This is a genomic window from Gluconacetobacter entanii, assembly GCF_013155425.1.
GTDB classification, from domain to species: Bacteria; Pseudomonadota; Alphaproteobacteria; order Acetobacterales; family Acetobacteraceae; genus Novacetimonas; species Novacetimonas entanii.
Map to the genome: position 1 here is coordinate 10,817 of NZ_JABJWD010000003.1, position 15,211 is coordinate 26,027.

Annotated in this window: 9 protein-coding genes; all 9 read left to right on the forward strand. The window is 62.5% G+C overall.

Annotated features, from left to right (window positions below; genetic code table 11):
* Positions 1 to 22 precede the first annotated feature (22 nt).
* Positions 23 to 2,194, forward strand: a complete 2,172-nt coding sequence (gene glgB, locus HNH97_RS00175; RefSeq protein ID WP_171789409.1) for a 1,4-alpha-glucan branching enzyme — start codon at positions 23 to 25, stop codon at positions 2,192 to 2,194.
* Positions 2,191 to 4,320 carry a glycogen debranching protein GlgX gene (gene glgX / locus HNH97_RS00180; RefSeq protein WP_171789410.1) on the forward strand — a complete coding sequence of 710 codons (2,130 nt, stop codon included), beginning with the start codon at positions 2,191 to 2,193 and terminating at the stop codon, positions 4,318 to 4,320. Before glgB ends, glgX begins: the two co-directional genes overlap by 4 nt.
* Entirely contained in the window at positions 4,317 to 6,098 is a 1,782-nt protein-coding gene (treZ, locus tag HNH97_RS00185) for a malto-oligosyltrehalose trehalohydrolase (protein ID WP_171789411.1), read from the forward strand. The genes glgX and treZ overlap by 4 nt, the downstream gene beginning before the upstream one ends.
* The gene (gene malQ / locus HNH97_RS00190; RefSeq protein ID WP_216657463.1) at positions 6,088 to 8,142 is read left to right on the forward strand and encodes a 4-alpha-glucanotransferase; all 2,055 of its coding nucleotides are present in this window, start codon (positions 6,088 to 6,090) and stop codon (positions 8,140 to 8,142) included. Before treZ ends, malQ begins: the two co-directional genes overlap by 11 nt.
* A complete protein-coding gene (treY, locus tag HNH97_RS00195; protein ID WP_171789412.1) occupies positions 8,139 to 10,886 on the forward strand; it encodes a malto-oligosyltrehalose synthase in 2,748 nt (915 codons plus the stop codon). The genes malQ and treY overlap by 4 nt, the downstream gene beginning before the upstream one ends.
* A gap of 382 nt (positions 10,887 to 11,268) precedes the next feature.
* The gene (locus HNH97_RS00200) at positions 11,269 to 12,444 is read left to right on the forward strand and encodes an acyltransferase family protein (RefSeq protein WP_171789413.1); all 1,176 of its coding nucleotides are present in this window, start codon (positions 11,269 to 11,271) and stop codon (positions 12,442 to 12,444) included.
* Between the two features lie 101 nt (positions 12,445 to 12,545).
* Positions 12,546 to 13,073: a DUF4142 domain-containing protein gene (locus HNH97_RS00205; protein WP_110914547.1), complete on the forward strand. Its 528-nt coding sequence runs from the start codon at positions 12,546 to 12,548 to the stop codon at positions 13,071 to 13,073.
* 36 nt (positions 13,074 to 13,109) lie between these two features.
* Entirely contained in the window at positions 13,110 to 13,478 is a 369-nt protein-coding gene (locus HNH97_RS00210; protein WP_110914548.1) for a hypothetical protein, read from the forward strand.
* Positions 13,479 to 13,513: 35 nt separating this feature from the next.
* Positions 13,514 to 15,208, forward strand: coding sequence for a YbaL family putative K(+) efflux transporter (ybaL, locus tag HNH97_RS00215; protein ID WP_171789414.1), 1,695 nt, complete (start codon positions 13,514 to 13,516; stop codon positions 15,206 to 15,208).
* Positions 15,209 to 15,211: the final 3 nt, after the last annotated feature.

The window sequence follows — 15,211 nt, forward strand, 5'->3', positions numbered from 1 at the left end:
GCATGCGGAAGGCGGCTGAGCAATGCCCAGATCAGATGACAAGACGCTCTATGTCCTGCCCGATGGCACGGAGGCCCTGCTGGATGGCACATGTGGGGAACCGTTTTCCATCCTGGGCCGTCATAATGCGGGGGCTGTCGATATCGTGCGCGTCTTCTATCCCGATGCGCGGCGGGTACGGCTGGTGATCCGTCGTACGCAGGGGGGATGGGCCGAACGTGCCATGCGCCGGATTGACGATACCGGCCTTTATGTCGGGTATGTCCCGGCCGGCGCTTCCTATCGCCTGCGGATCACGTGGGCGGACGGGGTGGAGGAGACGGAAGACCCGTATGCCTTCCCTGCCCTGCTTTCCGAACGTGAACTCGAACTGTTTTCCAGCGGCCGGGCCACCGGGCTTGACCGGATCATGGGCGCGCATCCCATGCAGGTCGATGCGGTGGCGGGCGTGCGCTTTGCGGTCTGGGCGCCGCATGCGCGGCGTGTGTCGGTCATCGGGGATTTCAACATATGGGACGGGCGGCGCCACCCGATGCGCCTGCGTCCGGACGTGGGGATATGGGAGATTTTCATTCCCGGCCTTGGCCCCGGTGAACGCTACAAATACGAAATCCTTGATGCGCAGGGACGCATTGTCCCGCACAAGTCCGACCCTTTCGCACGACAGGCGGAAATACCGCCCGCCACGGCCTCTGTCATCGGCACGTCGGGGGACCTTCCCTGGACGGATGAGGTGTGGATGCGTGATCGTGCCCGACGGCAGGCCGATAACGCCCCCATCACGATATATGCGCTTCACGCCCCGTCATGGCGGCGGCCCAAGGGGGATCCGGCGCTGACCATGTCGTGGGATGAACTTGCGGCAGCACTTGTTCCCCATGTCCAGGCGGCCGGGTTCACGCATGCCGGTTTCCTGCCGGTCATGGAACACCCGACCGGATGGTCATGGGGCGGGGTGCCGCTGGGCCTGTTCTGCCCCTCGGCCCGGCATGGGCCGCCGGACGGGTTCGGTCGCCTGGTCGATGCATGTCATGGCGTGGGGATTGGCGTCATCCTGGACTGGATCCCCGACCGCCTGCCGCCGGACCTGCATGGGATTGCCTGTTTTGACGGAACGGCGCTGTACGAACATCCGCACCCGCGTCCCCATGACCGATCGGCGGCGGAAGGGACGCCCCTGTCGTGCAACCTTGGCCGTCCGGAGGTCCGCGGTTTCCTGATCGCGAGTGCCCTGATGTGGCTGGAGCATTACCATGTCGATGGCCTGCGCGTGGATCTGCGCGGGTGCGCGGCCGAGCATCGTGATGAAATCGCCGCTTTCATGCGCGAACTCAACATGGCCATTGCGCAGCGGGTGCCCGACGCACTGGTCATCGCCTCCGGTGGCCTGCCCGGTTCCGGCATCACGATGCCGGTCGAACGGGGCGGATACGGCTTTTCCTTTGAATGGAACCGCGCCACGCCATGCGGCCTGCGCACCTATCTGGAACATGACCCCCAATGGCGCGGCCAGCATCATGGTGAAATAATCGCGCAGTCCGCACAGGCATTTTCGGAAAAATACATCCTGTGCCATTCCCATGCGGAGACGGCGCATGCGACCCCTTCCCTGCTTTCACGCTTCCCCGGGGATGCATGGCGCAGGCATGCAACCTTGCGTATCTACCTGTCCTTCCTGTGGGCATGGCCGGGCAAGAAGCTTGCGTTCATGGGACAGGAATTCGCGCCGGACATCGCGTGGAACCCGGATGGGCAACTGCCGTGGGAGACGGCCGACCTTTCCCTGGCTGCGGGGACGCGGCGCATGGCAGGCGACCTCAACCGTCTCTATCGTGCCTGTCCCGCGCTGCATCGCGGGGACTGTGTTCCCGGCGGTTTTGCATGGGTCATCGCCGATGACATGACCAACAGCGTCTTTGCATGGATGCGCCATGACCCGGACAATGCGCCGGTCCTGATCATGTGCAACATGACGCCGGAAGTGCGCCACGACTACCATGTCGGCGTGCCCCATGAGGGGTACTGGCACGAGATTTTCAACAGCGACGCCATCGCATATGGCGGATCCGGCGTCGGCAACGGCGGTGGCGTGCAGAGCAGGCCGTACGCGATACATGGGCACGGCCATGCCTGCGTGCTGACGCTGCCCCCGCTTGGCGTCCTGTATCTCAGCATGGCGCGGGTGGGGTCATGACGACATCGTGGCCCACCACCCTGCATGCGGGCCGCCCCTTTCCGCTGGGGGCGACATGGGATGGGCTGGGGGTCAATTTTGCCGTGTTTTCCGCCCATGCGCAGCGGATCGACCTGTGCATATTCGACAAGGCGGGACGTCGGGAAGTGGCACGGATGTGCCTGCCGGAATACACAGACGAAGTCTGGCATGGTTATCTGCCTGATGCGCGTCCCGGCCTGCTGTACGGGTTTCGCGCCTTTGGTCCGTATGACCCGCTGCGGGGACATCGCTTCAACCCGCACAAACTGCTGCTCGACCCCTATGCGCGGGGCCTGCATGGCGCACTGGTCTGGTCGGATGCGCTGTTTGGATACCGGATCGGCGCACAGCGCGGCGACCTGTCCTTTGACCGGCGCGACAGCGGGCAGGCGATGCCCAAATGCGTCGTGGGCGGCGGCGATACCTGCGAATGGGGGAATGACCGCCGACCCGACGTGCCATGGGGGCAGAGTGTCATCATGGAGGCGCATGTGCGCGGCCTGTCCGTCCTGCGTGAAGACATGCCCGTGGCCGAACGCGGCACGTTCCGCGCCCTGTCGCACCCGCGCACCCTCGACTACCTGACAAAGCTGGGCGTGACCTCTCTTGAGCTGATGCCGGTGCAGGCCTTTGCGCGCGACCGCTTCCTGCTGGAGCGGGGGCTGACGAATTACTGGGGCTACAGCACGCTGGGATTTTTCGCCCCGCATGCGGCCTACCTGTCCGACGGGTCACTGCATGAGATACGCGTCGCCATCCGGCGCCTGCACGCGGCGGGGATCGAGGTCATCCTTGATGTGGTGTACAACCATACGTGCGAAGGCAACGAACTCGGCCCCACCCTGTCGTGGCGCGGGCTGGACAATGCCACCTATTACCGGCTGGTCCCGTCGGATGAGCGGCATTTCATCAATGATACCGGATGCGGGAACACGTTGAACCTTTCGCATCCGCGCGTCCTGCAGATGGTCATGGACTCCCTGCGCTACTGGGCGACGGAGTTCCATGTTGACGGGTTCCGCTTTGACCTTGGTACCACGCTGGCGCGGGAATCCTACGGCTTTGACCCGTGCTCCGGCTTTTTCGACGCCCTGCGGCAGGATCCGGTGCTCTCGCGGCTAAAGCTCATCATGGAACCGTGGGATCCGGGGCCGGGTGGGTACCAGCTTGGCAATTTTCCGCCCGGCCTTTCGGAATGGAACAACCGTTTCCGCGATACGACGCGCCGGTTCTGGCGTGGCGATGCGCTGCAGCGCGGGGACATGGCCGTGCGCCTGTCGGGTTCGGGCGACCTGTTCGACCGCCGGGGGCGACGTCCGACGGCCTCCATCAATTTCGTCACCGCGCATGACGGCTTCACGCTGATGGACCAGGTCAGTTATGCCGAACGCCATAACGAGGCCAACGGCGAAAACGGGCAGGACGGCCATTCCGATAACCTGAGCGCCAACTGGGGCATCGAGGGGCCGACCCACGATCCCGCCATCACGCATGTCCGCACCCTTGTCCGTCGCGGCATGCTGGCGACGCTGCTGCTGGCGCAGGGCACGCCGATGCTTCTGGCGGGAGACGAGTTCGGGCAGACGCAGCAGGGCAACAACAATGCCTATTGCCAGGATAATGCGACAAGCTGGCTGGACTGGTCCCTGCTTGACCATCCGCAGGGGCGCGGGATGCATGATTACGTCGCCCTGCTGACCGCCCTGCGCCGTGCGCATCCCTCCGTGCGGGGGGATACGTTCTGGCATGCCCGGCACTGCCCTTCGCCCGACATCACCGATATTTCGTGGCATGCCGCAGACGGTACGGCGATGACGCCGGAACGGTGGAATGACCCCAACGACCGTGTCCTTGGCCTGTGCCGTGCCTGCCGCTGTCCCGGTGGGGGGACGGATGTCACGTTCCTGCTGCTCAACCCCGGCTTTCAGGAGGCCACCTGCACCCTGCCCGACGTCGAAGGGGACTGGGTGCTGCTGCTCGACAGTGCGGACCCGTTCGGGCCGCGGACGGGGATGAAGGTTTCGCGGACCTTCCGGGTTGCCGCCTCTTCGGTGCAGTTCATGTCCTTTACCCCGTACAGTGTAGCGAAAGAGATCCCGTCATGAGCGCACGCCATGCCTATCGCACCACGATGGGGGCCACGCTGCTGGACCCGTCACGCACGCTGTTCCGGCTGTGGGCGCCTTCGTGCACGTACGTCTCCCTTCTCCTTGACGGGCATCCCGACAGGGTGATGCATGCGACGGCGGATGGGTATTTTGAATGTATCGCACCTGTTGGGGCCGGGGCGCGATACCGCTATCGCGTCGGTCCGGACCTGGTCGTGCCGGATCCCGCCTCGCGCGCGCAGCCTGATGACGTGCATGGGCCAAGCATGGTGGTCGATCCGCGCGCTTTCGAATGGCGCAGCACGCAATGGACCGGGCGCAGTTGGGAACAGACCGTCATATACGAGGTGCATGTCGGCATCGCCGGCGGGTTTCGCGCCCTGTGCGATGACCTGCCACGGATCGCCGCCCTTGGCGTCACGGCCATCGAACTGATGCCCCTGTCGGAATTTCCGGGCGGCCGCAACTGGGGCTATGACGGCGTGCTGCCCTATGCCCCGGAGTCCGCCTACGGGACGGTGGATGACCTGAAGATGCTGGTCGATACCGCGCATCGTATCGGGCTGATGGTTTTTCTTGATGTCGTCTATAACCATTTCGGCCCGGACGGGAATTACCTGGCCGAATACGCAGCACCCCTGTTTCGCGCCGGGTCGCATACGGCATGGGGAGCGGCCATTGATTTCGCCGTGCCGCAGGTACGGACATACTTCCTTGAAAATGCGTTGTACTGGCTGATGGAATTCCGTTTCGACGGGCTGCGGCTGGATGCGGTGGATGCGATTACGGAACGCGACTGGCTGCTGGAACTGCTGGTGCGCGTGCGCGAATGTGTCGAACCGGGACGGCGGGTGCACCTGATGCTGGAAAACCGCAACAACGATGCCGACCTGCTGCGGCGCGGATTCGATGCGCAGTGGAATGATGACGGCCACAACGTCCTGCATGTCCTGCTGACGGGCGAACATGAGGGATATTACGGCAATTTTGAAACCGGCACGACCCGCGAACTCGCCACGGTCCTGCGTGACGGGTTCCTGTTCCAGGGACAAATTGAACCCGTCACCGGCCATCCGCGCGGTAGTCCGGGTGGCGACCTGCCCGCCACCAGTTTCATCCTGTTCCTGCAAAATCATGACCAGATCGGCAATCGTGCCTTTGGCGAGCGTCTGGATGTCCTGGCGAACCCCCGTGCCCTGCGCGTGGCCTATGCGCTGCTGCTGCTGTGTCCGCAGATCCCGATGCTGTTCATGGGGGAAGAATGGGGCAGCACGCGCCCGTTCCTGTTTTTCACCAGCCATCACGCGGCACTGGGCCATGTGGTGCGTGACGGGCGGCGCAGGGAACTGGCGGCGTTTTCACATTTCTCCGACCCGGCGGTGCGCGAGACCATTCCCGATCCCAACGATCCCGCAACGTTCGAGGCCAGCCGCCTGCCGCAATCCGATCGCCAGACGCCACGGGCGCAGGACCGGATCAACCTGACCACACACCTGCTGGCGCTGCGGACGAAATGGATCATCCCGCGCCTGCGGGGCGCGCATGCGCTCGACGCCCATGCGATTGGCAACCGTGCGGTTCTGGCACGCTGGCGCATGAATGACGGTGCGATCCTGACGATCATGCTCAACCTGGGGGGCGAAGCCGTGGCGGATGTCCCTCCCTGCGCCGACAGGCTGATCCATGCCTTCCCGGATGTGGGGGGGGATGGGCCGGTGGGGCTGCCGGGATATGGCATCAGGGTCTTCATGACGGAGGGAGGTCATGGTGGATGAGCGCACCCTTTCCGCGCGTGCCCGCGCCCTTGGGCTGAGCCGTCGCTGGCGCGATGCCACGGGGCGGATGCACCATGTTGGCAATGACAGCCTGCGCCACCTCCTGCGTGTGCTGCACAAGGAGGAGGCCGCCCTGAACGATGCCCCGCTCCTGCCGCCACTGCTGGTAAGCGAGGTTGACCGTCCCACGCCCCTTCCCGCGGGCGTGTTCCATGGGACGGGCGCCTTCCGGCTGGAGCTGGAGGATGGTGGCAGTGTGGAGGGATTCCTTCATCCCCATGACGCGGACACCTGCATGCTGCCCGCCGTGACGGTGCCCGGATATCACCGGCTGTACCTGCATGATGGCATGACGACCCTGGCCATGGCCCCCGCGCGCTGCTGCAGTGTCGCGATGCGGGCGGGGCGGCGTCATCCGCGCCTGTGGGGGGTGGCGGCGCAGATCTATGGCCTGCGGATGCCCCATGACGGGGGCATCGGCAGTTTCAGCGCCGTGGAATCGCTTGCACGGCAGGCGGCGGCGCAGGGGGCGGATGCGCTGGCGCTGAGTCCGGTCCACGCGATGTTCGCCGCGGCGCCGGGACAGTACAGCCCCTATTCCCCCTCCAGCCGCCTGTTCCTTAATGTGCTGCTGGCCGATCCGTACTGCGTCTTCAGCGCGCATGACATCACCATGGCGATGCATGCGCAAAAGGAGGCGCCGGATCTGCTGTCACGCCTGCAGGATGCGGACCTGATCGACTGGCCGCAGGTGGCGCAGGTGCGCATGCGCCTGCTGCGTCGGCTGTATGAGCATGTCATCGTGCCCGCCCCACCTGCCGCCATGACCGAGTTCATCACCATGGGGGGCGAGGCCCTGCGGCGGCATGCCATTTTCGAGGCATTGCATGCGCAGGAGATCCGCAAGGGGCCGCAGGGCGGGAACTGGCGCATGTGGCCGCCCTCCCTGCGCTGTCCCGATAGCGAGGAGGTGCGTGATTTCGCGCGTTCCCATGCCGCCGAGGTGCAGTTCCACGGGTTCATGCAATGGATGGCGGCCACCAGCCTGCGCCGTGCGTGCGAGGGCGCGCGCAATGCCGGCATGAAGATCGGCCTGATCATGGACCTTGCCGTAGGCGTTGATCCCGGCGGGAGCCAGTGCTGGGCGCAGCATGAGCAGTTCCTGACAGGCCTTTCGGTCGGTGCTCCCCCCGATGTGCTCAGCCCGATGGGCCAGAACTGGGGCCTGACCGGTTTTTCGCCCATCGGCCTGCGCCGTCATGGGTATGCGGCCTTCATCCAGACCCTGCGCGCGGGGTTCGCCCATGGCGGGGGCCTGCGGATCGATCATGTCATGGGGCTGCAGCGGCTGTGGATCATACCCGAAGGCGGCAGCCCCATGGACGGGGCCTACCTCGCCTTTCCGGGGACGGAACTGATGCGCCTGATCGCGCTGGAATCCGTGCGGCATGATGCCGTTGTGGTGGGGGAAGACCTCGGGACGGTCGCCCCCTCCTTTCGTCGCGACGCGCGTCGGCACGCCATCATGGGGATGAGTGTCCTGTGGTTCCAGCGCCATGCGGACGGCACGTTCATGGCGCCACGGGAATGGGCGGCCGGTTCGGTCGCCATGACCTCCACCCATGACCTGCCCACCGTGGCGGGATGGTGGCTGGGAAGCGATCTCGACTGGCGCGAACGCCTCAGGCAGGCAGGCCCGCGCCAGCACCAGCGCACGATGCGCGCGCAGCGGCAGGCGGACCGCAAGGCCCTGTGGCATGCCTTGGGCGGGGGCGAACATGCCCCCCTGCCGCCGCTGACACCCGAAGGCGCGCAAAGCGTGGTGGACGCGGCCGCGCGGTTTATCGGCCTCTCCTGCGCCGAACTGGCGATCCTGCCGCTTGAGGATGTGCTGGGCCTGGTGGAGCAGCCAAACCTGCCCGGCACGGTCGATGGCCATCCCAACTGGCGACGCCGTTACCCGGCCAGTGGGCATCCCCTCCTGTCATGCCCCGATGCAATGCATCGGCTGGCGCTGCTGCGCCGGGGACGTGAAGCACCATGAACGGATTGCGCGCAACCATCAGGCTGCAACTGCATGCGGGGTTCACGCTCGACGATGCGGCTGCCCGGGTTCCCTATTTTGCCCGGCTGGGGCTGAGCCATGTCTATGCCTCTCCCATCCTGACGGCACGGCCGGGGTCGATGCATGGCTATGACACCCTTGATTACGGGCGGGTCAATCCCGAACTTGGCGGGCGCGATGCGCTGTGCCGCCTTGTTGCGTGCCTGCGTGCGCATGCAATGGGGCTGATTGCCGATATCGTGCCCAACCACATGGCGGTCGGCGGGGCGGGCAACCGGTGGTGGGAGGATGTGCTGGCCTGGGGCCGCGACAGCGTGCATGCGCATTATTTCGACATTGACTGGGACGCCTTTGCCCCGTGGCTGCATGGGCGGATTCTGGTGCCTTTCCTGGACCGGTCCTATGGGGCGGCGCTGCGCGACGGGATGCTGCGCCTCGCCCATGAGGCGCAGACGGGCATGTTCTTCGTCCATCATCATGAACACCGCTTCCCTGTCTGCCCCCGTCATTATGCCGCCCTGCTGGCCGATGTGGGTGCGCCTGCCGATCTGTGCGCGGAACTTGGGGCACTCACACCCGCGGGGGCCGGGTGCCGGGGCGACGTCCCTGCCCTGTCGCGACTGGCGGCATGGGGGGCGACAGCGGACGGGCAGGCCGCGATCGCGCGCATTATGGAACGGCATGATACGCGCACGGCCTGCGGGCGTTCGGCCCTGCATGAACTGCTGGGGCGGCAGTCCTTCCGGCTGGCATGGTGGCGCACGACACCGGACCTTATCAACTGGCGGCGTTTTTTCGACATTACCGGCCTTGCCGCGTTGTGTGTGGAACATGAGGATGTGTTCGATGCCGTGCATGGCCATATTCTTGACCTGTATGCCGATGGCCTGATTGACGGGGTGCGGGTGGATCATGTCGATGGCCTGACCGAACCTGCGGCCTACTGCCTGCGCCTGCGCCAGCGCCTGATGGCCGTGCAGCACCTGCGTCCGGCCACGGCCCCGCAACATCTTTCGATCCATGTAGAAAAGATCCTGCATGAGCGCGAACACCTGCCCCCATCGTGGCAGGTGGACGGAACGACCGGTTATGATTTCATGGATCAGGTTTCCGCCATGCTGCATGACCCTGACGGGACTGCGCTGCTGGACGGGTTATGGCGTGACCATGCCATTGCGGACCCGACTTTCGCCGATACGGAACGCAATGCGCGTGCACTGGTCCTCCATGAGGTATTTCCGGCCGAACTGTCGGGCCTGCGGACGCTGCTGGCCGCGATCGCGCAATGCAGTGCCGACACATGTGATTACAGCGTGGGGCGCATTGGGGCTGTCCTTTCGGCCCTGTTGATGGAATTTCATTTCTACCGCACATATTTTTCCGATGATGCGCAGGGCGGATATCAGGCCGACCATGCCGTGCTGAAGGCTGCGGCGCATGGGGCAAAGGCGCATCTGCTGCCATCATGCCATGACATGATGGACTGGGTTGTCGGCATACTGGGCCGGACGGGAACGCGCGATGCCTCCATCCACGAGGCACAGCGGCGGTTTGAGCACCTGACCGCCCCACTGGCCGCCAAGGCGGTCGAAGACACATCCTTTTACCGATACGGACGCCTGCTGTCGCGTAACGAGGTCGGTTCCGATCCGGGAAAGATGGCCCTGCCGGTTGCACGGTTTCACAAGGACAACCTGCATCGTCACAAGGCATATCCCGATACGCTGCTGGCCACCGCGACGCATGACCATAAACGTGGCGAAGACGCGCGCATGCGCCTTGCGGTGCTGAGCGAGGTTGCGGCGCGATGGCATGATCTGGTCAACCGATGGATCGTGCGCAATGCACACCTACGCCGGCGTCGCATGACGCCGGACCGCGCGGATGAAATGATCCTGTACCAGGCGATGCTGGGGGCATGGCCGCTGGTGCCATGGCCGGATGCCGACGCCCGGCAGGAATTCCATGACCGGATCGTGGCATGGCAGGTCAAGGCATTGCGGGAGGCAAAGCGTCACACCAGTTGGACCGACCCGGATATGGAGTATGAAGATGGTTGTCGCGAATTCACGCGGCGCCTGCTGGATCCGCGGGCATCCGGCCCATTCATTGCGGACATGGACATGATCGTGGCGACCATCGCACCTGCCGCCGCGCTGAATTCCCTGGCGCAGCTTTTGCTGCGTCTTGCCCTGCCGGGGGTTGCGGACCTGTATCAGGGGACCGAACTGTGGGATTTTTCACTGGTCGATCCCGATAACCGGCAGCCGGTGGATTTCATGTTGCGCCAGACGATGCTCCAGCAGGATACATCGCTGCACCAGCAGGCCGCGCAATGGCGCACAGGTGGCGTGAAGATGTATCTCCTCCAGAAGGTTCTGGCGTTTCGGGCGCAATATCCCCTTGTGTTTTCCAAAGGCTCTTATGAACCGGTCGAAGTGTCGGGTGCGGCTGAAAAGCATGTCATCGCCTTCGTGCGGCGATATGACGGGATTGCGCTGCTTGTCGTGGTGGTGCGTCATGCATGGGGACTGGTTCCTTCTCCCCATGACCTGAGTCTTGACATGTCCTTACTGGAACAGACCTATCTGTCACTTAAGGTTTCGGGAAACGGGACATGGCGCAGCATCGTGCACGAAGGCAGGATGCATGCGCCGGCGACACGCCTTGCGCTGTCTTTCCTGCAAGGTGGTGTCCCGGTTGATTGTCTGGTCCAGATATAGAATGGAATTTCCTGATTTTGTACATGCAATGTCATGTAAAGGGAAAATCAGGACTTTTGCGTGTGTTGTTGATGCGTTTTCGAAACAGTATGAATGTCAAGAAAAAGTTCCGGACCCGGCTTTGATTCGGCCTGAAAATAAACGTGTTCGGTTTACTGCATTCTATGTCTGAAAATAATCTGGATTCTCGACATTTTTCAAATTATGTTATTTTTATGGCGATCGTCTGGATACAGGCGTGCCATGTCAGATTCATGGACAAAATATCTTCAGTTATGATTCCCGGGACACCCGTTCCAGAAGGTCGGGCATACAGTCCTGCGGTCATATCTCTTGATAATATGCGGACTTTTTGTTCAACCCGATATGAATGGGGACTGTCATGCGTCGCGAAACAGAGCTTGATGCAGTGCGTGGCATTGCCGCGCTGATTGTCATGTTTTTTCATTTCTGGCTGATTGTTCCGGATGGGTGGAAAACACATGCATATGTCACACATATGATGGGGGTGTCCCTTACACCTGAAATGCTGTTCCATTTCACCCCGCTACGCCTTCTGGTTTCGGGATCCGGTGCGGTGGGACTGTTTTTCGTGCTCAGCGGATATGTTCTTTCCCTTTCTGTGGCGCGGCAGAGAATGACGTCTTATGGGCGTTTCATCGTGCGGCGGATATTTCGGATATACTTGCCCTTTGCCATCGTTGTCCTGTTCAGCGCCGCTCTCCTTCCCCTTGTCAAAACGGCGCCGCTACATGGGGTCAGCGACTGGTTTGCAAATGAACCGTGGTCCGTGTACCCGACGGAACAGGTGGTGGCCGGGCATCTCCTGATGATCGGGACCATACCGCTGATCAGCCTTGATAACCCGATGTGGTCGCTTATCATTGAAATGAGGGTGTCACTGATATTCCCGATCCTGTTCATCCTTATGGAAAAATACAGGAACGAGACACTGGCCTGTGTGACGGCCGCATATTTCTGCTCCAGCATTTTTCTCAACAGGCTGGGCGAAAATCCGCCGACCACGTTCATGCACAGCGTAATCTTTACATTCGAATACCTGCCGCTTTTTGTCGTGGGCATTCTTTTCTACCAGTTCAGGGACCGGATAGGCGGGTTTTATGGATCGACCCGGCCCGTGATCCGCAATGTCATCATGCCACTGGCGGTCCTGCTGCTGGGGACACCGACCATCGGTCCGGAAAATGCAGTTGGAATCATGAAAAATCTCATATGGATCGTCTGCACGACTATCGGTTCGGTTTCCATGATCTGCATTGCGATCAACAATGAAAAGATAAGATCCTTCCTACAGAAGTCACATATGCAGGGCCTGGGGCATATTTCATACAGCCTGTACCTCAGCCACATGGTCGTCCTTCTTGTCATGGCCTACACCCTGCTGGATCACATGTCGCTGTGGAGGTGGGGCGCGCTTTCCCTGCCGGTCTGCGTGATGGTTGCGGCAGTCTGTTTCTGGTTTGTGGAATCCCCCTGCATGCGGGCCGGTTACTGGCTGACACGGCGTCGGTACCTCAAGCCCGAACTGGCTGGATGAAGCGGGTGGAGTAGCGCAGGTAAATTTGCAAATCACGAATAAATATAAAAACTTTCATCCTGAAAAAGACTTTTCACATGCACAACAGGAGTTGTCGTGTCATGAAAAAAGTCTGCTTCGTTTTTGCCGCCCTGCTCTGTTCATCTTCGGCACTGGCGCAGTCGCTGCCGGAGAAGACAGGCATCAATTCCGTGCTCGGCGTGGCCCCGGCCACTGCCGACTTTGTCAGGGAAGTGGCTGTCAGCGACCAGTTCGAAATCCAGTCCAGCCAACTGGCGCAGCAGGAACATGTCACCTCCCTGCAGGAATTTTCATCCCGGATGATTGCCGATCATCAAACCACTTCCGGGCAACTGAAGGAAATGGTGCAAAGTGGTGACCTGCAGGTGGAACTGCCCACGACCCTGGACAGTTCGCATCAGGACATGCTCGACCGGTTGAGGAAACTGCACGGCAACAGTTTCGAGACACGCTACCGCTCGCAGCAGATCAGTGCACATGAAAGCGCGATTTCCCTGTTCCAGCGCTATGCCGATAACGGGGAGAACATGAAACTGAAGGAATGGGCGGCGAAAACCCTGCCCACCCTGAAATCCCATCTGGAAATGGCGCGGAAACTGCCGCAATAACAAAGGTGGAACAGGATATATGAAAAAAGCCAGCATATGACGCAGCCAGCCTCCGGTGATGAACATCCTGCCGGGTCTTTCACGCATGATTATGAACGTCGCATGGAACTGCTTGTCCGCAGGCTTCCTGCGCGCATCCAGTCCCTTGTGCGCAGACTGCGTCGCCCATCCGCGCGATGGATCAGGGTGCCGGTCGGCATCGTGCTGGTTCCGGCCGGTTTTCTGGCCATCCTGCCAGTATTCGGCCTGTGGATGACACCGCTGGGGCTTCTGCTGCTGGCCGAGGACATTTCCTTCCTGCGTCGGGGCATGGCGCGTCTTCTGGCATGGGTCGAACGGCGTCATCCGGGCTGGATGGGACTTCCTGAAGCAGGGGAAAATCCGGAGGGAAATTCCTCGGCGTAATCATGTCATAATCGCCTCTACGGGATCAGCAGGCCATGCCGCACGGAAGTCCCCTTGTCACCATCCTGGTCATTGGCCTCGGCCTTGCCTTCATACTGGGGACGGTGGCCAGCAGGCTTGGGTGTTCCGTGCTGGTCGGCTACCTGCTGGCGGGGATTATCATCGGCCCGTTTACGCCCGGTTTCGTGGCGGACCAGGAACTGGTGCCCCAACTGGCGGAAATTGGCGTCATCCTGCTGATGTTTGGCGTGGGGCTGCATTTTTCCGTCAATGACCTTGTCTCCGTCCGGGCCATCGCCATTCCCGGCGCGGTGGTGCAGGTCATCCTGTCGACGATATGCGGCATGCTGCTGGGCCACCTGCTGGGCTGGTCATGGGGAAGTAGCGTTGTCTTTGGCATGACCCTGGCCATCGCCAGCACGGTTGTCCTGCTGCGGACGTTGCAGGAATACCGCCTGATGGATACGCAGCGCGGACATATCGCCATTGGCTGGCTGGTCATTCAGGACCTGCTGACGGTGATGGTCCTGGTGCTCCTGCCGGTCATGGCGCCATTGCTGAAGCATGATCCACATGCCGCCGCACCGGACGCATGGCAACTGGTGCTGGCCGTGGGCCTGACCATTGGCAAGGTCGCAGCCTTCATCGCCCTGATGATGATCGTCGGGCGGCGCCTGATCCCGATGATGCTGCATTATGTCGCCCATACCGGTTCACGCGAACTGTTTCGCCTGTGCGTGCTGGCCATCGCGCTGGGGGTGGCGCTGACGGCGACGGAAATCTTTGGGGTTTCCTTTGCGCTCGGGGCGTTCGTGGCGGGCATGGTGCTCAGTGAATCGCCGCTGTCGCAGCATGCCGGCGCGGAAACGCTGCCGTTGCGCGACGCCTTTGCGGTCCTGTTCTTCATTTCGGTGGGGATGCTGTTCAATCCGGGGATCCTGCTGCACCATCCCCTGCCCCTTGTGGGTACGCTCGGGGTCATCATGGTGGCGACGCCGGTGCTTACGGTTGCGATCCTGCGCCTGTTGCGCCAGCCATGGCAGACGGCGCTGTCGGTCGGGGCGGGGCTGGCGCAGATCGGGGAATTTTCTTTCATCCTTGCCGCCCTGGGCGTGCAGTCGGGATTGCTGGTGGAACGTGCGCGTGACCTTGTGCTGGGGGCGTCGATCCTGTCCATACTGCTCAATCCCGTCATGGTGGGGATGGTCAACCGGGTGAACGCCATGCTGGATCGCCGTGCGCTCCTGCGCGCTGGAGGAACGGCCCGGGAAGACCCGACCGCGAAGCTGCAGGGCCATGCCGTCCTGATCGGGTGCGGCCGGGTCGGCTCCCTTGTCGCCGAGGGGCTACGTGCGCATCACATCCCGCTGCTGGTGGTGGAGGAAGCGGACATGCAGGTCCGCGCGCTGCGTGAACGCGGGCTGGACGTCATGCTGGGCAATGCGACCGATCCCGGGCTGATGCAGCTACTGGGTCTGGATCGCGCGCGTATCCTGATCGTGGCCATCCCCGATGCGTTCGAGGCGGGAGAGATCATACAGCAGGCGCGCGGTCTCAGCCCCGAACTCGATATCATCGCGCGTGCGCATTTCGACAGTGCGGCTGACTATCTTTCCGAATATGGTGCCAGCCTGGTTATCATGGGGGAACGCGAGATCGCGCGTGCGATGCTCGATTATGCAACCCACGGGACGGCATCCGGCGCCCGCGTCGCCCCTTCGAGCACATGAGGC

Coding starts and splice junctions, on each gene's coding strand:
- glgB (WP_171789409.1), top strand. CDS start 23: ATGCCCAGATCAGATGACAAGACGCTCTATGTCCTGCCCGATGGCACG.
- glgX (WP_171789410.1), top strand. CDS start 2,191: ATGACGACATCGTGGCCCACCACCCTGCATGCGGGCCGCCCCTTTCCG.
- treZ (WP_171789411.1), top strand. CDS start 4,317: ATGAGCGCACGCCATGCCTATCGCACCACGATGGGGGCCACGCTGCTG.
- malQ (WP_216657463.1), top strand. CDS start 6,088: ATGGTGGATGAGCGCACCCTTTCCGCGCGTGCCCGCGCCCTTGGGCTG.
- treY (WP_171789412.1), top strand. CDS start 8,139: ATGAACGGATTGCGCGCAACCATCAGGCTGCAACTGCATGCGGGGTTC.
- HNH97_RS00200 (WP_171789413.1), top strand. CDS start 11,269: ATGCGTCGCGAAACAGAGCTTGATGCAGTGCGTGGCATTGCCGCGCTG.
- HNH97_RS00205 (WP_110914547.1), top strand. CDS start 12,546: ATGAAAAAAGTCTGCTTCGTTTTTGCCGCCCTGCTCTGTTCATCTTCG.
- HNH97_RS00210 (WP_110914548.1), top strand. CDS start 13,110: ATGACGCAGCCAGCCTCCGGTGATGAACATCCTGCCGGGTCTTTCACG.
- ybaL (WP_171789414.1), top strand. CDS start 13,514: ATGCCGCACGGAAGTCCCCTTGTCACCATCCTGGTCATTGGCCTCGGC.